This window comes from Streptomyces ovatisporus, from assembly GCF_042653885.1.
GTDB classification, from domain to species: Bacteria; Actinomycetota; Actinomycetes; order Streptomycetales; family Streptomycetaceae; genus Streptomyces; species Streptomyces ovatisporus.
Window position 1 is genome coordinate 109,791 of record NZ_JBHSFH010000011.1, and the last position, 23,187, is coordinate 132,977.

Sequence of the window (23,187 nt, forward strand, 5' to 3'; positions counted from 1 at the left end):
CGTGACCGGTGCCGTCAGCCGTCCCCGTCCCGTGGCCGAGCCCCGGCTGCGGCTGTTCGTGTTCCACCATGCCGGCGGGTCCCATCTGACCTACCGTCCGCTGGCCCGGGCACTGCCCGCGGACTGGGAGGTCTGCCTGGTCGACGCGCCGGGCCGGGGCCGGCTCAGTCACGAGAAGCCGCTGGAGGACCCGGCCGCCCTCGTCGCCCGGCTCCTCGACGAACTGCTGCTGTGGCTGGACCGGCCGTTCGCGCTCTTCGGCCACAGCATGGGCGCGCTGCTCGCCCATGACCTGACGCTGCGGATGCACAGCGCGGGTCTGCCCCTGCCCCGCTGGCTGGGGATGTCGGCCCGCGGCGTCCCCCGCACGGACGGCGGCGGCGTACGGCGCCACCTGCTGCCCTCCGCCGAGCTGCGCCGGGCCGTCGGGCTGCTCGGCGGCACCCCGGACGCCGTACTGCACGACGACGCCCTGTGGGCGCTGGTGGAGCCGGTGCTGCGCGCGGACCTGAAGGTCGCCGAGACCTGGCGTCCCGCCGTGCGGGACCCGCTGCCGCCCGTGCCGTTGTCGGTGCTCGGCGGCCGGGACGACCCGCTCGTCGCGCCGGAGCGGCTGGCCGCCTGGGCCGGGCTCAGCCCCGCGTTCCTGGGTCTGCGCCTGCTGCCCGGCCACCACTTCTACTTCTCCGACCGGCCACAGCAGACGGCCGCGGTGATCGCGGCGGAGGCCGACCGGGCGCTGGCGGGTGCCGCGGCGGCCGGGCCGCGTCCGTCCGGACCCCACGAACCCACCGCCCTGGAGGCATGGTGACTTCCCCTTCCCCCACCGACCTGCTGACCGGTCAACTGGCCTCCGTCCTCGGCGTGGACGCACGGCAGATCGACACCGGCCGCCCCCTGACGGAGCTCGGCCTGGAGCCCGGTTCGGCGACGCTGCTGCGGCAGCGGCTCCGCGAATCCGGCAACGCCGACCTGTCGGTGCGCCGGCTGCTGGGCGGCGGCTCGGTGCGGTCCCTCGCGGCGCTGCTCGCCCGCCCGGGCACCCTGCCGTCGCCCGTCCCGCCCGCCCCGGACCCGGTCACGCCGCTCGGCAGCAGCCTCCTGGCACGCCTCGCCTCACACGCCGGGGGCCACGGACTCGCCCAGGAGGACGCCCTGTTCGCGGCCGTCGCGCTGACCGCCGCGCGCTGGACCTGCGGCACGGGCGTACTCGAGGTGACCGTCGAACAGCCGGCCGGCGACACCGTGCGCGTCCCGGCGCCCGACGTGCTGCACTGGGCCGGCTTCGCCGCGTACGCGCGGGACCTGCGGGCCGTGGCTCCGGGACCGGCCGCCGCGCTGCGGCCCGGCGCAGCGGCCGCCCGGCTCCGGCTGCGCCCGGACCCCGGCGCCCCCGGCGCCGAGGGAGCCGAGGGAGCCGGCCGCACCGTCCTGAGCCTCGTCCTGGACCGCACCGCCACCCGGCCGGGCGCCCGCTGGGCGTCGTACGGCGGGCCCGGCGCGCCGGGCGACATGCCGCTGGAGGCGGGACTCGGCACCGCCTTCGGACGGCTGGTCTCGCTCCTGGCCGGCGACCGGGAGGCATGGCGCCGGACCGACCTCGGCTGGGACCCCACCTTCGCCTTCCAGGAACCGCTGACCGTACGCCCGTTCCCCGACGCCGGACCGCTGCTCGACGGCCCGCTCAGGGCCGCGGCGGAGCGCACCCCGCACGCGCCCGCGCTGCTCGACTCCTCGGCCGCCCTCACCCACGGCGAACTGGCCGCACGTGCGGGGCACGTCGCCGGGCTGCTCCGGCAGGCGGGCGTGCGGCCGGGCAGCCCGGTCGCGGTGGTGCTGCCCAAGGGCTTCGACCAGATCGCCGCGGTGACGGGCGTGGCGCAGCACGGCTCCGTGTACGTCCCGGTGGACGTCTCCTGGCCCGGTACGCGGATCGCGGCGGTGTGCCGCCGTGCCGGTATCGCGCACGCCCTCGTCGCGCCCGGCAGTCCCGCCGAACTCCCCGGCGGCGTGGCCCCGTTGGTCCTGGGCCGGGGCCCGGACGGCGAGGGGACCGGCGTCCTCGACGAGCCCGCCGGGGTGCCGGGCGGCGACCCCGGCTCCCCCGCGTACATCATCTTCACCTCGGGTTCGACCGGGGAGCCGAAGGGCGTCGTCGTGGACCACGCCGCCGCCCGCGTCACGGTGGACGACATCACCGACCGGCTCCGCATCGGCCCGCAGGACCGCGTGCTCGGCCTGTCGGCGCTGAGCTTCGACCTGTCCGTGTACGACGTCTTCGGCGTACTCGGCGCGGGCGGGGCCCTGGTCCTCCCCGAGCAGGGCGGCGAGCAGGACCCGCAGCACTGGCTGGAGTTGATCGAGCAGCACCGCGTCACCTTCTGGAACACGGCACCGGCCCTGATGCAGATGCTCCTCGACCTGGCCGACGCCGATCCGGCGGCCGCGGCCCGGCAACTGGCCTCGCTCCGCTGCGTCCTGCTGTCCGGCGACTGGATCCCGGTGACGCTGCCGGACCGGCTGCGCGCCCTCGTGCCGGGGGTGGAGGTGGTGAGCGCGGGGGGTGCGACGGAGGCGGCGATCTGGTCCATCTGCCATCCGGTCGGCAACGTTCCGGAGCACTGGCGGAGCATTCCCTACGGCCGCCCGCTGCGCGACCAGTTCTTCCACATCCTGGACGACGAGGGACGCCCGCTGCCGGTGGGCCACGAAGGCGAACTGCACATCGCCGGCCGGGGACTCGCCCGCGGATACGCCGGCGACGAGGAGCAGACGGCGGCCAGGTTCCCCGTCCACGAGAAGCTGGGCGAACGCGTCTACCGCACCGGTGACCTGGGCATGTGGCGGACCGACGGCACCATCGAGTTCCTGGGCCGCAAGGACCGGCAGGTCAAGGTCAGGGGGCACAGGATCGAACTGGGCGAGATCGAGTCCGTACTGGACCGGCTCCCCGCCGTGCGGCGTGCCGTCGCCTCGGTGGTGCGGGAGGCCGACGGGCGCCCCCGGCTCATGGCGTACGTCGCGCTGACGCCCGGGGCGCTGGCCCGGAACGCCGGGCCGGTGCGGGCCGAACTGCTGGACGCGCTGCGGCAGTCCGTGCCCTCGTACATGGTGCCGCAGCGCCTCGTGCTCACCGACGCCCTCCCGGTCACGGCGAACGGGAAGGTCGACCACGCCCGGCTCGCGGACGTCACGGACCGCGCCGACGGCGCCGGGACGGCCGCAGCCGCGGCGCCCACCGGAGCGGGCGGGGACGGACCGGCACCGCGGAGCGCGCTCGCCGACGCGGTGGCGGAGGCCGTCCGGCGGGGCCTGACCGTGCGGGTGTCCGTCACTCCGGGACCGGACGGCGACGCCGAGGTCCGGACGTGGGCCGGGACGCTGCGCCGCGACGGCTCGTTCGCGGTGGCCGCCGACGCGCACGGGACGACGCTGACCAGTGCCCCCTTCCCGGCGCCAACTGGAGCCCGGTGACAGCGATATGACAGACTGTGAGCACTTTCCAGGTCTGCAGGCCCCGCGTCCCGGCGCCCGGTACCTGTCCGTCGCGGGACGCTTCCCGTGCCGGCTCCAGCACGCCGAAGCGAGTACTCAGCTCTATGCCCTTACTGCGGTCCCCGCCCGCGAGCTGCCGCTCCGTGAGCGCCTCCGCCCAGCGCGAGGTGCCGTCACAGAAGGCGGCGCCGCCGTGTCTCCCCCGTGCCCTCCGGCTCGTGCGGGCGACCGCCGCGACGGCCCCTGTCCGTGCTGCCGCGCCCCTCTTCGGCCCTCGCCCGCACCCGTAACCATCCGTCCACGAGAGGACCGCTGAGATCCATGACGAGCACGTCACAGGAAGCAACACAGGCGAACACCTCGCGACCGCGGGCCGTGCTGACCATCCTCTGCCTGACGCAGCTGCTGCTGACCCTGGACGACAACGTCGTCAACATCGCCCTGCCCACGATCCAGCAGGACCTGGGCTTCTCGGGCCCCTCCCTGGTGTGGGTGATCAACACCTACATGCTGACCTTCGGCGGCTTCCTCGTCCTCGGCGGACGCCTGGGCGACCGTTACGGCCTCGTGCGCACGTTCATGGTCGGCACTTCGGTGTTCGCGGCCGCCTCGCTCTTCAGCGGGCTCGCCGTCGAGCCCTGGCAGCTGATCGCGGCGCGTGCCCTTCAGGGCCTGGGCGCGGCTCTGGTGGCACCCGCGGTACTCGGTCTGCTGACGCTGGTGTTCAGTGAACCGGCCGCGCGGGCGAAGGCGTTCGCGGCCTGGGGTGCGACTGCGGTGACCGGCGCCCTGGCGGGGCTGATCCTCTCCGGCCTGATCACCGAGTTCGTGTCGTGGCCCTGGATCTTCTTCATCAACCTGCCGGTGGCGGCGCTCGCGCTGGGCCTGTTGCCCCGGCTGCTGCGGGGCGTCCACACCGCACGCGGTACGCAGCCGCTGAACTGGCGGGGGGCGTCCCTGCTCACGCTCGGTCTGGCGCTGCTCGTCTACGCTCTGCTGTCCGTCGAGGGCGGCGACCGTCCTCTCGTGACCGGGGGCTGCGCCGCACTGTCGCTGGTGCTGCTCGCCGGGTTCGTCACCGACCAGCGCCGCTCCGCCAACCCGCTGGTCGCCAAAGGGGTGTTCAGTGCTCCGGCACGTGCCCGGGCACTGATCGCGGGCGTGCTGCTCTGCGCGGCCACCTTCCAGGGCTTCCTGGTACTGACGCTGTACCTGCAGAACGGGCTCCGGTGGTCGCCGCTGATGGCGGGACTCGGCTATGTGCCGTTCGCTCTGGGGTCGTTGGCCGGCGTGAAGTGCGGCGAGCGGGTCACGGTCAAGTTCGGCGCGGGCCGGGTGCTCACCGCGGCTTGCGCGAGTGCCGCGGTGGGGGCGCTGCTGCTCGCGTTCGCCGCGGCCGAGGGGCTCTCGTACGTCGGACTGCTGCCCGGCATCCTGCTGTTCTCCCTCGGCGTCGGTGCCGGCCTGCCGGCGGCGACCACGGCCGCGGCGCAGGGCGCGGACGAGCAGTCCTCCGGCGTCATCGCGTCCCTGGTCAACTCCAGCCAGCAGCTGGGCGGAGCCGTGGGCCTCGCGCTGTCCGGCATCGCCCTGGGCAGCTCGGGCCAGGGCTTCGGCACGGCCCTGACCCTGACCGCGGTCGCGGCCGTGCTGGCCTGCGGCTGGGCCGCCGCCGTGGTGCGCCGCGAGCGCGCGGTCGCGACCGGCACGCCCTGACGCACCTGACCGCCCCGGAAGGAACTGCGCTTCCGGGGCGGTCAGTTCAGGGTGAGCCTCACCAGTGCACCGCTCTCCATGGCCGCCCACACCGTGTCCGCTCCGGTGGCCGCGATCCCGTGGGGTTCGCTGACGCCGTGCGGGAGTTCGTACGTCGCCACCCGCCCGGCGGCGTCGATCCGGCCGATGCGGCAGGTACCCCACTCGGTGAACCAGCAGCCGCCGTCCGCGGCGGCGGTGATGCCGTGCGGACGTGTGGCGGGCCCGCCGGGCAGCGGCACCTCGTCGATCTGTCCGTCACCGGTGATGCGGCCGATGCGGCCGACGCCGAGCTGCGTGAACCACATCGTCCCGTCGGCGGCGCCGGCGATGTTCACCGGCCGCGCCCCGGCCGTCGGCAGCCGGTGCACCGCCACCGTTCCGCCGGGGTCGATGCGGCCGACGGCGTCGGCCCGGCTGAGTGCGAACCAGAGCCCGCCGTCCGTCCCGGCAGCGATCCCCGCGGGACAGCCGTCGGAGACGGGCAGGGGGAACTCCTCCAGCGTGTACGGCCTTTCGCGGCCGGGCCCGTCTCCGGTGGGCACGATCCGGCCGATCCGGTCCGCGCTCAGCTCGGTGAACCACATGGCGCCGTCCGGCCCGGCCGTGATGCCGTACGGTCCCGCGTCCCCGGCGGGCAGCGGCACGTGCACTGCCCCACCTTCCGGACCGATGCCCACGACGCGGCCGGCGAGGAACTCGGTGAACCACATCGTCCGCCCGTCGGGCCCGGCGGCGACGAGCGTCGGCCTGGCGTCCGGGCCGCCCGCCGCATGCAGCCGCGCCGGCCCACGGTCCGTCATCTCGACGATCTGCCCGGACCCGGCGAGCGTCACCCACAACGCACCGTCCGCGTCTGCGGCCACCGCGTACGGTCCCCGTCCCGGAACAGGAACCACCCGGGTCGAGCAGTCCGGCGGCCGGCTCCCGGTGCGCGGCGGGACGGTTCCGGTGCGGTGGTGCTCGGTGGGCAAGGCGCTGCTCCCGTCGTGGTGCCGGGGCCCGCGCGGGGAGGTGTGCGCCACCCGGCCGGGCCTGCTCTGACCACGAGAGCATGATTGTTCCGCACACCCCGGCCGCCCGCCGCTCACCTCTGCGAGCGACAGATTCACCCGAAGGGGCCACGGAGGTGGAGGGCCCGAGCGGGCAGTGCCGGGGCGTGTGCCGTCACGCCGTACGTACGCCCGCGCTCAGCGCACGGCTGGGGCCGCGCCGCGCAGCGCCGCCCGGTCAGGAGCGGCGAAGTCCAGGGGCATCCGGGTCGCGGTCCCGGTGACGATGTCGGTCAGGGCTTCGCCGATGCCCGTGGCGTGCTTGAAGCCGTGCGCGTTGCAGCCGCCCGCCAGCACGAGCCGGGGGTCCCCGCCGGGGCGGCCCAGGACGAACTGGCCGTCGGGAGTCGTCGTCAGCATGCACACCGACACCTTGGCGGGGGCCGGTTCGAGCCCCGGCAGGTACGTGCCGAGGACGCCCGTCAGGTGGGCCCAGTCCTGCGCGACCACAGAGCGGTCGTCGGTGACGGGGTCCAGCGCACGGGGCGTGCGGCCGTGGACCTCCAGGCCGAGCTTGACGTCGTGCGGGCCGTCGCTGCCGTTGCCCCACAGCACCTCGCCGCCCGGCAGGTCGCGCATGAACACCGGGAACCGGCCGAGGGCGTGGCGCTCGTCGCCGGCGCGGGAGCGGAACCAGGTGATGGGCATCCTCAGGGTGGTCAGCGGGAGGCCGGGCACGAGCGACGTGAGCCAGGAGCCGACAGTGAGGACGGCCTGCCGCACCCGCAGGACGCGGGAGCCGATCTCCAGTTCGACGCCGCCGTCGACGAGGCCCACTTTGTGCACCCGGGTACCGGTGAACACCGGGGCGCCCGCCGAGCGGGCGAGGCGGACGGCGGCGCGGATGGACTCCTCCGGCCGCAGGATGCCCGCGGACGGTTCCCACACGGCCACGTCCCGCGGGTCGAGCGCGGCGTGCTGGGGGTAGCGTTCGGCCAACTCCGCGCGGCTCAGGCGCTGGACGTCGATGTCGTGCTGCTTCGCGGCCCGCAGTGTGCCGCCGACGATCCGCCCGTCCTCGGGACCGATGAGCAGGCCGCCGAGGTTCTCGAAGAGCGTCGTGTCCGAGGCGTCGGCGAGTTCGTGCCACAGCTCCAGGGACCGGCGCGCCAGCGGGACGAGCCCGGGGTGTTCCAGGCACGTGACGCGGAACATCCGGGAACCGCCGTGCGAGGAGCCGAGGGCGTGGCCCGGTTCGAACTGCTCGACGCCCAGCGCGTCCACGCCCCTGCGGGCCAGTTGCCACAGGGCGGAGGAGCCCCAGGCGCCCAGACCGACGACTGCGACGTCGGCATCCCATGTGCTCACCGAGGGTCTCCTTCTGCTGGACTTGCTCCGCCGCCCCGGGGGGCGACGGAGCGGGCACGGGGAGTTTTCCGGCCGGCGCCGAAAGCTGTAAAGGACGCTCCAGCGCCGGTCCGGCAGGTCTCGAGCGGCCCACCAGCACCCGGCGGGGCACTCGTGCCGGGCACCGCTGCGCGTCGCTCCGCAGACGTGCGGATCACCGGAAGCCGTCCGGCCCCGCGGCGGCCGGCGTGCCCGGTGGACGGGGCAGAGCCACCAGGCGGGGAGCCGCCCGGTCCCAGGGGAATCCCATGTGCAGTTCGACGAGCGGCTCGGCGGTGGCCCCGGCCCGTACGGCCACGGCGACGAGGACGTCCGGAACGGGCTCGAGCTCCATGAACTGCCACCGGCCCGCCGAGTCGTCCGCGGGGGGACGGAAACCGGTGACGCCGTGCGCGGCGAGCGTGAAGGAGAAGCTGTCGAAGGCCAGTGACAGGCCGAGGCCGCGGGCCTTGGTGTAGGCCTCCTTCAGGGTCCACAGCCGCAGTACCCGGTGGTCGCGCCGCCGTCCGGGAGCTTCGGCGGCGACCCAGGCCTGCTCCTCGGCGGTGAAGGTGCGCGCGACTGTCTGGATGCTCCGTCCACCCCGGTCGAGGCTCTCGACGTCGACGCCTATGCGGTGCCGCCGCACCACTCCGAGCAGGCTGTAGCCGCCGGCGTGCGCGAGGCTGAAGTCCAGTCGGTGCCGTCCGCGGGGCAGGCCACCCGGGGGACGCCGGAGGAAGGGCCGGCCGCGCGAGGACCGGCGGATGGTCAATTCGCCCTCGGGCAGCCCCACTTCGAGACACAGGACGCGGCGGAGGAGCGCGTGGGCGACGAGGTACTGGCGCCGGTCGCGTTCGAAGACGAAGCGGCCGGCGACGTCCCGTTCGTACTCGTCGAGCCAGTGGGCGGCCAGCGCACCGGCGAGCGAGGGCGTCAGCTCGTCGTCGGCGCAGAACCACAGTTTGACCGGGGGCAGCCGACCGGTCCCGGACTGCTGTCCGGGTGCGGCCCCGCCCGCCGCGTCGTCCGTCGACGGAGGCTCCATATCTGCTGATTCCTGCCCGGGGCCACGGCCGTCCGCAGCCCGGCACCCCCGCCGGGGGGCCGGGGGTGCCGGGTCGGACGGGGCGGGGGAGCGCCCGGTCCGGGTCAGGCTGTGCGCACGAGGCGCTGACTGTCGTCCTGGGCCGCTGCCGGCTGCTCGGCGTTGGACATGAGGACGGAGTGCTGCAACCTGCGCAGCCCCGCGGACGGTTCGAGCCCCAGGTCGCCCACCAGCGTGCCGCGCAGCCGCTGGTACACCTCGAGGGCGTCGCCGCGCCGTCCGGAGCGGTGCAGAGCGAGCATGAACTGGGCGTGCAGGTTCTCGTGAGTGCGGTACCGGCTGACCAGAACGGTCAGTTCGGAGAGCAGTTCGCGGTGCCGGCCGAGGCGCAGGTCTGCCTCGATGCGCTGGTCGAGGGCGCAGAGCCGGCTCTCCTCGAGACGGCGGATCTCCGTCTCGAGCTGCGTTCCCGCGTGCACGTCCGTGAGCGCGGAGCCGGACCACAGGTCCAGCGCGGCCCTCAACTGCTGTGCCGCGCCCTGGTAGTCCTCGGCGTCCATCGCCCGGTACCCGAGTCCCGCCAGCCGCTCGAACTCCCGCACGTCACTGGTGCCCCCGGCGGTGTTGAGCATGTAGCCGCCGGGCGATGTGACCAGCACGTCCTTGGCGCTGAGCTGCGGGCCTCCGCAGGCTTCACCCTCTTCCAGCGCGGCCGCGATGAGTTCGCGCAGCTGCAGCACGTACGTCTGGAGCGTGGTCCGGGCGCTGCGGGGCGGTGTGCCCGCCCAGAGCTCCTCGGTGAGGACGGAGACCGGCACCACCCGGTCCGCGTGGAGCGCCAGCAAAGCCAGAACCTGCCTGGGCTTGGGCGCCGTCGGCGTGATCGAAATGCCGTTGTGCCGCACTGCCAGCGCACCGAGTACACCAATGTCCACGCCGTCTTCCCCCTGATTGCCTGGTCTGGTCGCATCGAGCCCTGCACGGCTCGATCTCTGCTGCTGCGGGGTCGTCTCGTACCCGAAGGACTTCTCCCGGTGCGAGGGTCCTGATTAGAGAACAGGGCGCACTGTCTGTCAATATAAAACCGTTCACGTGGTTTGTTTCAAGAGACAACAGTGGTCGGCCCCGATGACGCCGCAGCCGACTGGCACACCGGTCCGTCGAGCACCCGGCACCACTCCACGGAACCTCCTCAACACTGCGATGTCCAGCAGCACTTGTGGCATTCTTGAGTGGTCGTCAAGCACTCCTGCACAACACTGGAGCACTGCCGACGGATACGACAGGACATCCCTGAGGAAGTCCGAAAGAGGGAGTTTAAGAAACCGCGTGGACGGTTTATATGCCCGAAACGACTGCTGCCTGCTAGAGCTGCGCCGACTCGCCGGAGTCGGTACCGCGGGCGCTGAGCTTGCCGAGCACCCCCGGGTCGGACAGCCGTGGCAGCAGCAGTTCCCAGAAGCGCGACACCGTCTCCCGGGCGACCCAGGCGCGGTCCCGGGAGCCGAGCATCTCGAAGCCGACCGTCGACGTCACCACGGCCGTCGCGGCGTCCGCGGCGGTGACACCTTCGGCGAGGTCACCCCGCCGTTCGGCTTCCGCGAGCATCTTCTCCACCCAGTCCTGCCATTCGCGGCGCAGGTCGAGTCCGTCTCCGCGGCGCCCGCTCGCATCGCACAGCTCGAACCCCGCGCGTACCACCACGTCCTGCTGGAGGCCGGTCATCAGCTGATGCGTCGCGTCCACCAGGCACTGAAGGGCACTGCCCGGGGCGTCCTCCGCCGTGGCAGCGATGCGCCGGAGGGTGACGGCCGCGCACTGCTCGACGGCTTCCGCCAGCAGGTTCTTCGTCTCGAAATGGAAGTGCAGGGCTCCGTTGCTCACCCCCGCCCGGCCGCTGATGGTGCTGAGCGAGGCACGCGCGTAGCCCTCCTGCACGAACACCTCGGCGGCCGCCTGCAACAGCAGCCGCCTGGTCCGCGCTGCGCGTTCCTGCTTCACCATCGGTTGTCTCCTGACGTCAGGGAGTCTGCGTACCGGTCGCCGCGCCGGGCCGTACCGGCGAGCTCCTCGATCACTCGGCGCGTGCCGTACTCGCGGGCGCCTTCCGCTGAGGCCGGCCCGAGCGGGCACACGTCCGCCCGGGCCGACTGGAACGTGACACTTCTCCACCTGCGCGTTCTCCCCGGTCCTCCGCCCGCACGATTCGGATACCGGACGTCTCACCGGCAGGCCTGCGCGGCCGTGCGCACATCCGGGCCGTCCGGTCCGTGCCGTGTACGGGCGCGCCGGGCACCGCCGGCGCAACGTCCGGACCGTGCACGGATGCCGGGAGGCGTCTCCACCGTGGACACGGAGCGCGCCGGAACCGGGAAGCTCACCCTCCCGCCCGCTGTGGCGGAGCGGCCGGAGACTGCGGGAGCACACGTGAAGCACGGAAGTCACGCGGGAAGACACCGCCCTGCCGGGCCGGAACACGTGCCCGCACGTGCACCCCGGGGCCGTGGCCCGGATCCACTCGTGCGGACGCCGCGGCGCCCGATTTCGCACGGGAGGCATCCCGGCCGCTCGGGCAGAGGCGTCTGCGGGCTCCGCGGAGGCCACCCCCCGGAGTCGCCGCGAACATCACAGCTCCTTCCTCCCCTCCGTCAGACAGGTCGCCGAGATCCGCCCCACGCTAACAAACCGCATGTGCGGTTTCTGTGGAGCTCGGTCAAGGACGAGCGCCGGCATCGCTCACGGCGGCGGGCGCGGGCCGCTGCTGCGATCCGGTTCGGTCGACCCCGTCTGCGCGGCGGGTGATGCACATGCCGCGATCCCGGCCGCGCCGTCCCGTGTGCGGCCCCGGGCTTCCGGACACGGTCCTGCGCGCAGCTCAAGGACAGCTCGCGTGACGCTCGAAGCTCTGAGCCCGAACAGACGGGCCGGCAGCGGGAGTTGCGTCCGGAGCGCACGCCGAGGGCTGGGTGCGGGATCGCAGCCCTCTGCGCACGGCCGGGGCCCGCGAGCCCTGGACCGCTCCGCGACCGCAGCATTCCGGCCAGTGCGGCGCACCGCCTCCGAGGACCCCCGCAGAATCGGCCCGGCGCGCTCGGCCGGGGGCGGCCCCGTTTGCGGCAGCCCCACGGAGCCGCCTTGCGCCCACTCCGGAACCCGGCCGGTTCTCGCCCCCGCGAGTACACGGAATCTGTAGAAAGTAAACCGGGTGGTATGTATCTTACGGCAGCGAGGGGTCCGCTGATCAACACCCCTAATCTGTAACTTCTGCTGCAGTCAATGGGGAAAATCATGATCGCGAGCACTGTCCAGTTCACGTCCTGCATGTCCGGGATACCGGGAGGGGGCGGCTCGCACCCGGCGCACCTCAGCCAGGCCCTGTCCCACTTCCCGCCGCTGACGACCACCGTCCCGAAGGAGTTCGTGCACCGGGCCGCAGTCGCCGAGGTCCTGCTGACGAGCTGGGCCCGCCGGGGCGAGACGAGCTTCCGGGTCACCGCGCAGTGGCCGCGCTGCCACAGCTACTTCGCTCCGGTCGGCGGCCGCTACGACCCGATGTTCGCCGCCGAGACGATCCGTCAGATCGGCGCGCTGATCGCCCACACCGGGTTCGACGTACCGCTCGGCCACAAGTTCCTGATGTGGGATCTCCAGTTCACTGTCGTACCCGAGCAGCTCCGGATCGCGGGCGCGCCGGCGAGCCTCGACATAGACGTCCTCTGCACAGAGGTGAACCGCCGCTCCGGCGGTGCTCTGGCAGGTCTCCGGTACGAGGCGGTGCTCCGCCAGGACGGGCAGACCGTGGCCACCGGCGGCGCCTCCTTCACGTGCACGAGACCGGAGGTGCACGACCGGCTGCGCCGCAACCGTCCGAGCAGTGACGAGGCGCAACTCCCGCTCACCGCACCCCTCCCCCCTCAGCACGTGGGCCGCACCTCGCCCATGGACGTCGTCCTCTCCTCCGTCGGCGAGACCGACCGGTGGCTGCTGCGGGCGGACACCCGGCACCCCGTCCTCTTCGACCACCCGGTCGACCACATCCCCGGCATGGTGCTTCTCGAAGCCGGGCGGCAGGCAGCACACGCCCTGCTCGGACGCACTCCGCTCCTGGTCTCCGCTCGCAGCAGGTTCGACCGCTATGCCGAGCTGGACGCTCCCTGCATGATCGAGGCCCGGGAACTGCCGACGGGAGAGTCGTCCCTGGACACGGTCCTCGTCACCGCCGAGCAAGGGCGCGAGCAGCTCTTCAGCACCACCCTCGCCGCGGCACGGGCCTGACGGCGAAGCGCCGCACCACCGCACCCACTTGGGGGCCGAGGCGCGGGAGATGCCCGTCTGTGCGTCCGGCCCGGCCGGGCCGGACGCACACCTAGGGAACGCCGCTCCCGAACATCCGGAGATGGTCCGCGGCCCACTCCGCGTACGACCGCGCCGGCCTGCCCGTCACCTCCCGCACGGTCTGCTCCACCCGCGCCTTGGCCCCGTCCCGCTGCTGCTCCGCACCGAGCAGCAGCGCCTCCGCCACGTGTTCGGGATACCGCCGCAGATACGCCGCCCTGGCCCGGGCGGGGTCCAGCTCCTCGAAAGGCACCGGCCGTCCCAGCAACTCGGCGAGGCAGGCCGTCTGCTGGGCCGCGCTGACCGCCTCGGGGCCGGTCAGGGTGTACGCCCTGCCCTCGTGCCCCTCCTCGGTGAGGGTGCGCACCGCTACATCCGCGATGTCCCGCGGGTCCACGCACGAGTTGAGCGAGGTGCCGTACAGCGCGGACACCGGACGGCCGGAGGCGATCAGCGGCGCCCAGGCCAGGGTGTTCGACATGAAGGCCCGCGGGCGCAGCAGCGTCCACTCCGTCCCCGATGCCCGAAGCAGCGCCTCGCACCGCCGCTGCCACCGGGTGATCGCGTCGTCCGCCCCGGGGTTGGTCACGGCCGCTGCGGACAGCTTCACGATCAGCCGTACGTCCGCGGCGCGCGCCGCCCGCAGGAACCGCTCGTCGTCGTCGCCGCCCACCCCGGCCGTGACGAGAAAGACCCGCCGCACGCCGCGCAGCGCACGCTCCAGGGACCGCGTCTCCCCGTAATCCCCGACAGCCACCTCGATGTGATCCGCCACGTCGCCGGCCCGGTCCGGCCGCCTGGTCAGGATGCGGACCGGTCCGTCGGGGGGCAGCCGGCGAACGACCTCCCGCCCCACCGTGCCGGTGGCACCGGTCACCAGGATCACGGACCCGCCCCGGGGAGTCGTTCCGCACCGCCCGTACCGGACAGCGCCATCGTGAACATCCCTGATCCCCCCGAAGCGACAGGGGCCCTGACAGACCCTCTGGGTGAAGACACAATACGGGCCGGTAAGATACAAACTCGTCGGTTTATTTGCCAGGGGGTCCCGCGGATCCGCCGGCCACACAGAGGGGAGAGGGGCATGGCTATGCAGGACCGGGCCATTCGCACCCGCCGGAAGATCCTCGAGGCGGCGGCGACGGTTTTCGGGAACCGCGGCTACCAGGCCGCGACCATCGCCGACATCCTCTCCACCGCGGGCGTCACCAAGGGAGCCCTGTACTTCCACTTCGCCTCCAAGGAGCAGCTGGCCCAGGGCGTGCTCAGCGCTCAGGAGGGACAGGACCCGGTTCCTTCCCGCACCTGCAAGGCGCAGGAGCTCGTGGACATGATCATGATCTACGTCCACCGCCTGCAGACCGACTCGATGGTGCGTGCGGGCGTCTGGCTGGCCCTCAACCAGCAGGCTGTGGACCTCGACCGCAGCGGGCCGTTCCTGAGCTGGAGCGAGACCCTGACCGAACTGCTCGAAGCGGCGCGGGAACAGGGCGAGTTGCTGCCGCACGTGAAACCGGCCGAGACGGCGCGGGTGATCGTGGGTGCGTTCGCCGGTGTTCAGGCCATGTCCCAGACCCTGAGCGACTACGAGGATCTGGGCGAGAGGATCGCCGAGCTGCTGCGGCACGTCCTGCCCAACGTGGTCATCTCCTCCGTCCTCGCGTCGGTGGCGCTCGACGGCGACCGCGGTACGAAGGTCAGTGCGGAGATCGCCGCCGGAGCAGAGCAACAGCAGCTCGAAGCAATCGGCGGCTGACCGGCCGTCGTCAGCCCGTCGCGACGCCGCGGAGAACCGTGGCGGACGGGGCGGCGGACCCCGCCGCGCACGGCCCCGCCGCACCGGGACCGAAAGGTACGGGCGCCAGGCGCCGCGCGCCTCGCGCGGTGCCACAGAGCCGCTCGAGCCCTGCTCCAGAGCGATGGCCGCGCCCGGCACCACGCGGTTGACTGACGATCATGGCTTGCCCGCGCACACCCCACGGTCCCCCGTCCCGGCCGGGCCCCGGCGGCGGCGGAGACCTCGAACACCGCTCGACGTCGCACAGTTGCGCCGTTCCGGACGCGTCCCGCCCCGGCCTGTCCGGTGGCGTCCGCACCGCACCGAGCGCCCGCCGGCCGGCCGGGAACCGGTGACGCGCCGGGGAAACCCGCTTGCCCTCACCGACGCCGCCGTGGCAGCGTCCGAACGCAACTGTCGTCGCAGCAGTGGAGTGGTCATGCTCTTCCCGGGCGCTCACCGAACCTCTCGGCCCACAGCGGCCGTCCAGCCGTCGAACGCCCCGAAGGACCCGCATGCCCACTCAGATCAGCTGTCGCGCCGTCACGAAGTCCTATAACGGCCGACTCGTCCTGGACTCCGTCACCTCCAGCCTCACCACCGGCGAACGCACCGGAATCGTCGGCGAGAACGGTTCGGGCAAGAGCACGCTGCTGCGCCTGCTCGCGCAGGTCGAGGAGCCCGACGAGGGCGAAGTCGTCGTCCAGGCCGACGGAGGCATCGGCTATCTCCCGCAGGAGGGATCGTTCCCTCCCCACCACACCGTTCAGCAGGCCGTCGACGTCGCGCTCAGCGAGCTGCGCGCGCTCGAAAGCCGCATGCGCCGGCTCGAGAAGCTCCTGGCCGAGGACGAGTCCGCGCTGGCCGAGTACGGCGAGGTGACGACCGCCTTCGAACTGCGCGGCGGCTACGAGGCCGACGCACGGGTGGAGCGCGCGCTGCACGGCCTCGGGCTGGTCGACCTGCCCCGCGACCGGACCGTCGGCGACCTCGCCGGCGGTGAACAGGTCCGGCTGCGCCTGGCGGCCCTCCTGGCGGCCGCTCCCGAGGTCCTGCTGCTCGACGAGCCCACCAACCACCTCGACGATCAGGCTCTGACCTGGCTCGAAGAGCATCTGCGCACCCGCCGGGGCACGACCGTCGCCGTGTCTCACGACCGCACCTTCCTCGAACGCGTGACCAACACGCTGCTGGAGGTCGACGGCGACCGTCACACCGTCACCCGCTACGGCAACGGCTACAGCGGCTACCTCAGAGGAAAGGCCGCCGCCCGTCAGCGCTGGGAGGAGAGCCACGTCCGCTGGAAGGCCGACGTGGCAGCACTGCGCGAGACCGCCGAGACGACCGCCCGCCGCGTCGCGCCGGGCCGCTCCATCACCGACGGCAACAAGATGGCCTACGACCGCGCGGCCGGCCGCGTGCAGCAGTCGCTCGCCAGCCGCGTCCGCAATGCCGAGGAACGTCTGCGCCGCCTCCTCGCGGACCCCGTGCCCGCTCCGCCCGAGCCCCTTCGCTTCACGCCGGTCCTGCAGGCCGAACGGCTCAGCGGCACCGTCCTGGACGCCGTGGGCGTCACCGTCGGCGGACGCCTTCCCGACACCCACCTCACCGTCGAGGCCGGGGACCGCCTGCTGATCACCGGCGGCAACGGCGCCGGCAAGAGCACCCTGCTCCGCGTCCTCGCCGGAGACCTCACCCCTGACGCCGGCCACGTCACCCGCCGCGGCCGCATCGGCCACCTGCCCCAGGAACCCCATCCCGGTCACCCCGGCGAAACACTCCTGCAAGCGTTCGCCGCGGGCCGCCCCGGTGCCCCCGAAGAGCACGCCGAACATCTGCTGTCCCTGGGCCTGTTCACCCCCGACCGCCTCACCGCCCAGGTCACCCAGCTGTCCACCGGCCAGCGCCAGCGGCTCGCCCTGGCCCGGCTGCTGACCCGGTCCACCGACACCCTCCTGCTCGACGAGCCCACCAACCACCTCTCCCCTGCCCTCGCCGAAGAGCTGGAAGAGGCCCTGAGCAGCTACCCGGGCACACTCGTCCTGGTCTCGCACGACCGCCGCGTCCGCGCCCGCTGGCAGGGCACGCACGTCTCCCTCGGCCCTGCGTCGGCGGCCGGCACGGAAGCCCTCCGTCCGTCCCGGCTTGCGGGACGGGCCCGGCAACGCGTGGCGGGACGAGAGGGCTGAGCTCCTCCGCAAGGTGATCGCCGCCGGGCGGCTGGACGACGTGATGCTCCTCGGGACCTGAACAGCACCGTGGACGACCGCGGTCCGGTGTCAGCCGTCCGCCCGGCTCACCCTCCTGCGGGCGGGCTGGTCCAGCCGGTCGGGACATGGGCGAGGCGGACGCGCTGCGGGTGGTCGCCGACCGGCACGGAGACCGTCTTCTCGCCGGTGGCGAAGTCGATGGCGGTGACCTGGTCGCTTCCGCTCTCCGAGATGACGCAGGACTTGCCGTCGCCGCTGACCGTGGCCCAGTACGGCTTCGACGCCGGGACCAGCGGGCCTTCTTCGAGGGTCTCGCGGTCGACGACGGTGGCGTAGTCGTCCATCGTTCCGGCGACGCAGAGCCGGTCGCCCTCCGGGCTCATCGACATTCCGTGGTGGCGCGAGTCGTTGACCCAGGTGGTGCGGTCCTCGCTGGTGTCGGGGTTCTTCGGGAGGGTCTTGTCGCGAGTGATCTTGTCGTCGGCGACGTCGTACTCGAGGAACCCGTTGTGGAAGGAGACCTGGAAGTAGAGCTTGGACTCGTCGGGCGTGAACGCCACAGGCCGTACGGCGTCGGAGAGGTCCTTGCGGCCGAACGCGTCGAGCCGCTCGCGCATGTCGATGACCTTGACCTCCTCGAAGGTCTCGGCGTCCACGACGGTGATCTTGCGGTCGCCCTTCGTCCAGTCGAGCCACGGCGCGTCGGTGGCGGTCTGGACGTCGCCGATGGACATGTTCCAGATGTACTTCCCACCGCCGGTGAAGACGTTCTCGTGGGGCTTGTCGCCCGTCTTGAAGGACCCGGCTTCCTTGCCGCTCCCGATGTCGAGGACGTGGACCGTGTTGGACGTGGACGCGGAGACGGCCACGCGCTTGCCGTCGGGAGAGACCGCCATGTGGTCGGAGCGGAAACCGGAGACGGGGAAACGCCAGTTGAGCTTCCCCGTCGCCACGTCGATGGAGACGACGTCGGCGAAGCTGGGGCGGGAGACGACCATCGACTTCCCGTCAGGGGTGGAGTACATGTCGTCCACGAACTGGTCGTGCCCCTCCCCCGGACCGTTCCTGATGCCCAGGAAGAACAGCAGCCTGATCGGGTCGGCGTAGATCTCGTCCAGGCGCTCCTGCTTGTCGGGTACGACGTTGATGCGTCCGAGCTTCGCGAAGGAGCCGCTGGACTCGATCACGTCGGCCGTTCCGTCCCAGTTGTTGCCGACGAACATCACCTCCCGCAGGTCCGCCTGCGGGCCCGTCGGTGCGGGTGCGGCACCGGCGGTGACCGTCGTCGCGGCCACGGCTGCGAGCGCCGCCGCGAGCGCGACCGGCAGCCGGCGGCGGCGCCTCGCGTGCGGGGGCCGCGGCGGTACGGGGGCGGGGGTTCGGGCGTCCGCGTCATTCTTCCTGGTCACGTCCACGGCTCTCCTTCACGTGGCGGCTCGCGACCGTCGGGGTGCGAGCAGCTGATGCGGCATGAGCTGTGCCGGACCCTCCGGGGAGGCGCGGCGGCCCTGGGACGACCCGGCAGCGGGCGCGGTCTCCGGTGCGAGATGCGCCGCGCGCTGTTCGGTCACGCGTTGCCGTGCGGGGGTGCCCCGCCCCACAAAGTGAAAACACTGCACTTCACATTCGGCTACTTGAAAGTAACGACAGGACCACGGTTGTTCAACCCCTCGGGCGGGAGAAGATGGCCGGGGGCACGAGCGAGGGAGAAGGGTTGACGGAGCGACTGAAGCGGTCCACCGGTCGCTACGCAGGCAAGGCGGCCACTGAACGGCACGCCGAGCGGCGCCGGAAGTTCCTCGATGCGGCACTCGAACTCTTCGGGGCGGGGCCCGGCTACCAGGCGACGACCGTCGCCGCTCTCTGTGAGACGGCCGGACTGTCGACCCGGCAGTTCTACGAGGAGTTCCGCACCCTCGAAGACGTACTCGCCGTCCTGCATCTGGAGGTCAACGACTACGCCGAGAGAGCCGTGCTGGACGCCCTCGCACAGACCGGGGACCTGCCTGCCGCCGAGCGCTACGGCTCCGTGTTCAGGGCGTACGCGGCAAGCATCGCCGAGGACCCGCGCCGCATCCGGATCACCTTCACGGAGATCGTCGGAGTCGGTCCCCGCATGGACGAGCAGCGGCTCTCCCGGCGGGCCCGCTGGATCGACCTGATCCGGACCGAGGCGGCGGCGGCCGTGGGCAGAGGCGAGGCCGCCGACCGCGACTACCGCCTCGCGGCAGCCGCATTCATCGGCAGCGTGAACGGCCTGCTCCACGACTGGGCCGCCGGCTGGGTGGACGCGACACTCGACGAGGTCGTGGACGAACTCGTGCGGCTCCTGCTGGCGTTGCTGCGGTCCGCGGAGTGACGGCAGGCCCCTCCGTACGGGCGGCAGGCGTACCGCCGGGATCTCCCGCGACCGGCCGGGCCTCAGACGGTGATGCCGGGGCCTCCGCACCGGCGCCGCCTGCCGGCGGACTCAGGCCGGGCTCCACTTCTGGCTGTCCTCGCCCGAACACTCCCACAACTGGAGAGGGGTGCCGCTCTGCACGTCGCCGTCCCGTACTGCGACGCACTTGTCGGCCTGCGGGTTGACCAGATCGCTGGCCTCGCTCAGCACGAACTGCTGGGCGGGGTTGCCGCTGCAGCGGGCGAGCTGGATCACTGCCCCGTTCTCGACGGACCCGTTCGCGACGTCCATGCAGAGACCCAGGGCACGCACCGTGCCGTCGCCCTCGATGCTCCACCGCTGTGCTCCGGACCCCGAACACGTCCGCACCTGCAGGGGCGTTCCGTCCCTCCCCTCGCCTCCGGGGACGTGGATGCACTGATCCGAGTTGTGGCTCCAGAGCCGGACGGCGCCGTCCGGGCCGCCTCCGCCGCCGGAACCGCCGGGGGGAGGCGCCGGCGCGGTCGGCCTCTCCGCGCCGTCGTCCTGCGGCGGACGGTCCTTCCCGTCGCCCTCTTCGCCCGGCGACCCGGAACCGGGCCGGTCCCCCTCGCCGCTGCCTTCGTCCCCGTCCCCTTCCCCCTCTTTGCCGTCGTCGGAGGGAGAGCCGCCTGCGGACGGCTCGCCGAACCCGGGCGCCTCGTTCTCACGGCCGCCGTTCCACTCGGGGCCCGGAGCGGCTCCCGTCCCCGTCGACTGCCTGGTGTCGCTGCCGCCGTACAGTGCGAACGCGCCGGTCAGAAGCCCCAGCACGGTCAGGGCGGAGATCGCGACGAGCACCGTCCTGCGGGTGTGCCCGGACGGCGCGGAGGGTTCGGGGTTCCTCGAACCGGCGGGAACGATACGGGGGTTGACCGTCGTGACGATTCTGCCTGCGGATTCCGAGTCGTCCCGGGCGCGGGCGCCGGAACTCTCCGCGAAGCCCAGCGGCACGTCCTCGCGCTCCCCGGGGGCCGGGGGCGGCGCGATCCGGTGCGCGGGGTCCAAAGAGCTGAAGGAGTCCGCGAGTTCGGCGAGTTCGGCAGGACCGGCGGGGTCGGCGGGGTCGGTCATCGCGTCCTTTCGGGAGCCGTGCTGAAAGGAGACAGGGCCGGAAGGCAGGCGCCGGCCGGCCCGCAGTCCGGTGACGGCATGACGGTTGCGCGCACCGAGGCGCGGCAGCGGGTGGTCTGCGCCTCGACGTTCTCGTACACCGGTGGTGCCGGACGTCGGAGGACCCCGAGTGGTGTCGCCCCGTCGGACGTCCGGCCGCGGGTGATGGTCGGTGCGGGGGTCGCCCGCCCTCACCAGTCAACAGGCAAACGGCCGGCCGACGAAAGCGGCTGAGGAGGAAAACGGCCTGAACACGGCTGGTGCGCCGACGAGATGAGACGTTTCCCGCAGACGTTCCCTCCACGGCTCCTTTATGGGAAGTCTCAGGATGTATTCGCGGAAACGCGGGCGGCAGCACTCCGGCCGCCCCGGAATGCTCCGGGCCGGGAGGACGGGGACCGGGCGGTGGACAGGCAGGGCCCGGGCGGGAGCCGGGCAGGGAACAGCGCGCGTCACCGCCTCTTCGGCAGCGGCGTGCGAACGGCCGGAAGTGGCGGTCGCCGCAGGCAGTTAGTTGCCCTGGCATACCACCTGCTGATAAGCCGTCGGGGTCGCTCTCACTGGCACCAACGGCCGCGTACCGGCCGGGGGTTCGTGTTCCGCGACCGACCAGTACGCCCTTGAACACGGAGGTGTCCGTTGAGTACGGACCAGCAGTGGGACATCGTCACCGGAGTCGGACTGACCGCACTGGCGGTGGCCGCCGGGAGAGCGGCGGAGTCGGCGCGTCCCGACGCGCTGATGACCGACCCCTACGCCTCCCGCCTCGTCGCCGCCGCCCGGCCGGCGGCGCCCTTCCCCTTCTCCTCGGGGGACGGGGAGACGGAACCGCTGGACGACGAACTGTGGGCCAGCACCGCCGAGTACGTGGGTCTGCGTTCCCGCGTCTTCGACGACTACTTCCGGTCCACAGGCGAGGACGGCATCACGCAGGCGGTGATACTCGCCTCGGGGCTCGACACCCGCCCGTACCGGCTGGACTGGCCCTCCGGGACAGTGTGCTTCGAACTCGACCAGCCTGCCGTACTCCAGTTCAAGGCGGCCACGCTCAAGGAGGAGGGCGCGAGGCCCGGCTGTGACCACCGGCCGGTCCCGGTCGACCTGCGCGACGACTGGGGCGCGGTCCTCCAGACCGCGGGTCTCGACGTCTCGAGGCCGACCGCCTGGCTCGCCGAGGGCCTGCTGCCGTACCTGCCTCCCGCTGCCGAGAACCGGCTCTTCCGGGAGATCAGCCGTCTCTCGGCGCCCGGCAGCCGCTTCGCGGTGGAACGCATGGACGACATCGCCCGCCTGGCCGCCGACCCGCTTCTCAGGGACCGCTCCGGTGAACTCGGCATCGACGTGGCTTCCCTCTTCCCCGAGGGGGAGCGCGAGCCCGTCGAAGCGCAACTGGAGCGGCTCGGCTGGGAGTTGGAGAACCGCTCCGTGCCGGAGACCGCAGCCGCACTCGGCCGCCCCCAGCCGGGCCTGCAGACGCTCACCGAGCACATCACGCACACCTTCGGCCGACTCCCCTGACGGGGCACGCCGGTTCGGGCCGCCCGGCGGTCCCGCGCGAGCCGCCCGGCGGCCCGGAGCCGCTCCCGTGCCTGCCGGTGGCGGGGCGGCCCGGTCGTCTCAGGCGGGCTTGAGGCCCACGCCCGCCCAGATCGGCACGTCGTGGTCGCGCAGCGCCTCGCGGTCGCCCGCCTCGATCGTCACGGGCTCGGGACGCCAGCGCTGCGGGGGCGTCAAGCCCGGTTCCAGGAGCTGCAGGCCGTCGAAGAAGCGCTCCACCTGCTCCTTGGTGCGGGTGCGTACCGTCGAACCGGTGTCCTCGAAGTCCTCCTCTATGCGGCTGACCCGCTCGTCGAAGTCGGCCGTGACGTGGGTGACCACCAGGGCGCTGCCGGCGGGCACGGCGTCCATGAGGGTGCGGACCATGCCGTAGCTGTCGTAGTCCGGCGGCAGCCAGTGCAGGAGTAGGCAGAGGGTGACGGCGACGGGCCGCTCCATGTCGAGGGTGCCGCGGAGCGCCGGTGCCCGCAGGACGCTCTGCGGCTCCGTCGCATCGGCCTGGATGTAGGCCGTCGCGCCCTCCGGTGTGCTGATGTGCAGGGCACGGGAGTGCGTCAGCACGATCGGGTCGTTGTCGGCGTAGACGACCCGTGCCGCCGGATCGACGGCCTGCACGACCTCGTGCAGATTGGGCGAGGTGGGAATGCCGGTGCCGATGTCCAGGAACTGCCCGATGCCCCGCTCCGCGACGAGGTGCCGCGCCGCCCGGTGGATGAAGGCCCTGTTCTCTCTCGCGCTCGCCTCGGCCGTGGGGATGGTCGCGAGGACCTTCTCGGCCTGTTCCCTGTCGGCTGCGTAGTGGGTCTTGCCGCCGAGCAGGCAGTCGTAGACGCGGGCGCCGTGCGGCCGGTCCACCTGGAGATCGACGAGGGGCTGCGGGCCCGCGTCCGTCCACGCGGCGCTCGTCTCATCCATCGTCGGCCTCTCAGTCACCCTCGGCGTCCAGCCCTGCCGCCCCAACTCCGGGCGATCCTAGCCATGTTGCAGACACCCCCTGCGCTATCCGGCCACGGCGGCCGGCTCCCGGTCCCCGTTCCGGGGCCGAGCGCCGGCATGGTTTCCTGACGTGGGGGCTCCGCCTTCCCCGAGGCGGCTCGCCG

The 23,187-nt window shown here is 72.8% G+C and carries 17 protein-coding genes; 8 read left to right on the forward strand and 9 right to left on the reverse strand.

Annotation, left to right across the window (positions count from 1 at the left end):
- The first annotated feature begins 1 nt into the window (after position 1).
- The 3 genes from ACFPA8_RS20335 to ACFPA8_RS20345 all read left to right on the forward strand — a co-directional run bounded on the left by ACFPA8_RS20335 (position 2) and on the right by ACFPA8_RS20345 (position 5,211).
- Positions 2 to 811 carry a thioesterase II family protein gene (locus ACFPA8_RS20335; RefSeq protein ID WP_386450572.1) on the forward strand — a complete coding sequence of 270 codons (810 nt, stop codon included), beginning with the start codon at positions 2 to 4 and terminating at the stop codon, positions 809 to 811.
- Entirely contained in the window at positions 805 to 3,474 is a 2,670-nt protein-coding gene (locus ACFPA8_RS20340) for an amino acid adenylation domain-containing protein (protein WP_386450574.1), read from the forward strand. The genes ACFPA8_RS20335 and ACFPA8_RS20340 overlap by 7 nt, the downstream gene beginning before the upstream one ends.
- A gap of 342 nt (positions 3,475 to 3,816) precedes the next feature.
- Positions 3,817 to 5,211 carry an MFS transporter gene (locus tag ACFPA8_RS20345; protein WP_386450576.1) on the forward strand — a complete coding sequence of 465 codons (1,395 nt, stop codon included), beginning with the start codon at positions 3,817 to 3,819 and terminating at the stop codon, positions 5,209 to 5,211.
- 41 nt (positions 5,212 to 5,252) lie between these two features.
- Here ACFPA8_RS20345 and ACFPA8_RS20350 read toward each other — a convergent pair whose 3' ends face one another.
- The 5 genes from ACFPA8_RS20350 to ACFPA8_RS20370 all read right to left on the reverse strand — a co-directional run bounded on the left by ACFPA8_RS20350 (position 5,253) and on the right by ACFPA8_RS20370 (position 10,680).
- Positions 5,253 to 6,149 (reverse strand): Vgb family protein, encoded by an 897-nt coding sequence (locus tag ACFPA8_RS20350; protein WP_465270241.1) that lies wholly within the window; start codon positions 6,147 to 6,149, stop codon positions 5,253 to 5,255.
- A gap of 291 nt (positions 6,150 to 6,440) precedes the next feature.
- Positions 6,441 to 7,610, reverse strand: coding sequence for an N-methyl-L-tryptophan oxidase (gene solA / locus ACFPA8_RS20355; protein ID WP_386450580.1), 1,170 nt, complete (start codon positions 7,608 to 7,610; stop codon positions 6,441 to 6,443).
- Positions 7,611 to 7,803: 193 nt separating this feature from the next.
- On the reverse strand, positions 7,804 to 8,676 hold the full coding sequence (locus tag ACFPA8_RS20360) for a 4'-phosphopantetheinyl transferase family protein (RefSeq protein WP_386450582.1): 873 nt from the start codon (positions 8,674 to 8,676) through the stop codon (positions 7,804 to 7,806).
- Positions 8,677 to 8,780: 104 nt separating this feature from the next.
- A complete protein-coding gene (locus tag ACFPA8_RS20365; protein ID WP_386450584.1) occupies positions 8,781 to 9,611 on the reverse strand; it encodes an AfsR/SARP family transcriptional regulator in 831 nt (276 codons plus the stop codon).
- A 430-nt stretch (positions 9,612 to 10,041) separates the two neighbouring features.
- The gene (locus ACFPA8_RS20370; RefSeq protein ID WP_386450586.1) at positions 10,042 to 10,680 is read right to left on the reverse strand and encodes a ScbR family autoregulator-binding transcription factor; all 639 of its coding nucleotides are present in this window, start codon (positions 10,678 to 10,680) and stop codon (positions 10,042 to 10,044) included.
- Between the two features lie 1,284 nt (positions 10,681 to 11,964).
- On the opposite strand from ACFPA8_RS20370, the gene ACFPA8_RS20375 reads away from it, so the two are divergent.
- Positions 11,965 to 12,951, forward strand: coding sequence for a ScbA/BarX family gamma-butyrolactone biosynthesis protein (locus tag ACFPA8_RS20375; RefSeq protein WP_386450588.1), 987 nt, complete (start codon positions 11,965 to 11,967; stop codon positions 12,949 to 12,951).
- A gap of 91 nt (positions 12,952 to 13,042) precedes the next feature.
- On the opposite strand, the gene ACFPA8_RS20380 is transcribed toward ACFPA8_RS20375, so the two are convergent.
- Entirely contained in the window at positions 13,043 to 13,897 is an 855-nt protein-coding gene (locus tag ACFPA8_RS20380) for an NAD(P)H-binding protein (RefSeq protein WP_386450590.1), read from the reverse strand.
- Between the two features lie 198 nt (positions 13,898 to 14,095).
- On the opposite strand from ACFPA8_RS20380, the gene ACFPA8_RS20385 reads away from it, so the two are divergent.
- Complete coding sequence (locus ACFPA8_RS20385; RefSeq protein WP_386450592.1) at positions 14,096 to 14,767, forward strand: ScbR family autoregulator-binding transcription factor; 672 nt, start codon at positions 14,096 to 14,098, stop codon at positions 14,765 to 14,767.
- Positions 14,768 to 15,303: 536 nt separating this feature from the next.
- Positions 15,304 to 16,977 carry a ribosomal protection-like ABC-F family protein gene (abc-f, locus tag ACFPA8_RS20390; RefSeq protein ID WP_386450594.1) on the forward strand — a complete coding sequence of 558 codons (1,674 nt, stop codon included), beginning with the start codon at positions 15,304 to 15,306 and terminating at the stop codon, positions 16,975 to 16,977.
- A 107-nt stretch (positions 16,978 to 17,084) separates the two neighbouring features.
- Here abc-f and ACFPA8_RS20395 read toward each other — a convergent pair whose 3' ends face one another.
- Positions 17,085 to 18,326, reverse strand: a complete 1,242-nt coding sequence (locus ACFPA8_RS20395; protein WP_386450703.1) for a YncE family protein — start codon at positions 18,324 to 18,326, stop codon at positions 17,085 to 17,087.
- Between the two features lie 386 nt (positions 18,327 to 18,712).
- Between ACFPA8_RS20395 and ACFPA8_RS20400 the strand changes: the two genes are divergently transcribed.
- On the forward strand, positions 18,713 to 19,357 hold the full coding sequence (locus tag ACFPA8_RS20400) for a TetR/AcrR family transcriptional regulator (protein ID WP_465270240.1): 645 nt from the start codon (positions 18,713 to 18,715) through the stop codon (positions 19,355 to 19,357).
- A 111-nt stretch (positions 19,358 to 19,468) separates the two neighbouring features.
- On the opposite strand, the gene ACFPA8_RS20405 is transcribed toward ACFPA8_RS20400, so the two are convergent.
- Positions 19,469 to 20,491 carry a ricin-type beta-trefoil lectin domain protein gene (locus tag ACFPA8_RS20405; protein ID WP_386450598.1) on the reverse strand — a complete coding sequence of 341 codons (1,023 nt, stop codon included), beginning with the start codon at positions 20,489 to 20,491 and terminating at the stop codon, positions 19,469 to 19,471.
- A gap of 678 nt (positions 20,492 to 21,169) precedes the next feature.
- Between ACFPA8_RS20405 and ACFPA8_RS20410 the strand changes: the two genes are divergently transcribed.
- Entirely contained in the window at positions 21,170 to 22,048 is an 879-nt protein-coding gene (locus tag ACFPA8_RS20410) for an SAM-dependent methyltransferase (protein WP_386450600.1), read from the forward strand.
- Between the two features lie 99 nt (positions 22,049 to 22,147).
- Here the strand turns inward: ACFPA8_RS20410 and ACFPA8_RS20415 are convergent, their stop codons facing one another.
- On the reverse strand, positions 22,148 to 23,002 hold the full coding sequence (locus ACFPA8_RS20415; RefSeq protein ID WP_386450602.1) for an SAM-dependent methyltransferase: 855 nt from the start codon (positions 23,000 to 23,002) through the stop codon (positions 22,148 to 22,150).
- Positions 23,003 to 23,187 lie beyond the last annotated feature (185 nt).

Excerpts from the sequence above, each read along its gene's own strand:
- ACFPA8_RS20405 (WP_386450598.1), bottom strand. The coding sequence starts at position 20,491 with ATGACCGACCCCGCCGACCCCGCCGGTCCTGCCGAACTCGCCGAACTC.
- ACFPA8_RS20360 (WP_386450582.1), bottom strand. The coding sequence starts at position 8,676 with ATGGAGCCTCCGTCGACGGACGACGCGGCGGGCGGGGCCGCACCCGGA.
- ACFPA8_RS20375 (WP_386450588.1), top strand. The coding sequence starts at position 11,965 with ATGATCGCGAGCACTGTCCAGTTCACGTCCTGCATGTCCGGGATACCG.
- ACFPA8_RS20345 (WP_386450576.1), top strand. The coding sequence starts at position 3,817 with ATGACGAGCACGTCACAGGAAGCAACACAGGCGAACACCTCGCGACCG.
- ACFPA8_RS20385 (WP_386450592.1), top strand. The coding sequence starts at position 14,096 with ATGGCTATGCAGGACCGGGCCATTCGCACCCGCCGGAAGATCCTCGAG.
- ACFPA8_RS20415 (WP_386450602.1), bottom strand. The coding sequence starts at position 23,002 with ATGGATGAGACGAGCGCCGCGTGGACGGACGCGGGCCCGCAGCCCCTC.
- abc-f (WP_386450594.1), top strand. The coding sequence starts at position 15,304 with ATGCCCACTCAGATCAGCTGTCGCGCCGTCACGAAGTCCTATAACGGC.
- ACFPA8_RS20340 (WP_386450574.1), top strand. The coding sequence starts at position 805 with ATGGTGACTTCCCCTTCCCCCACCGACCTGCTGACCGGTCAACTGGCC.
- ACFPA8_RS20370 (WP_386450586.1), bottom strand. The coding sequence starts at position 10,680 with ATGGTGAAGCAGGAACGCGCAGCGCGGACCAGGCGGCTGCTGTTGCAG.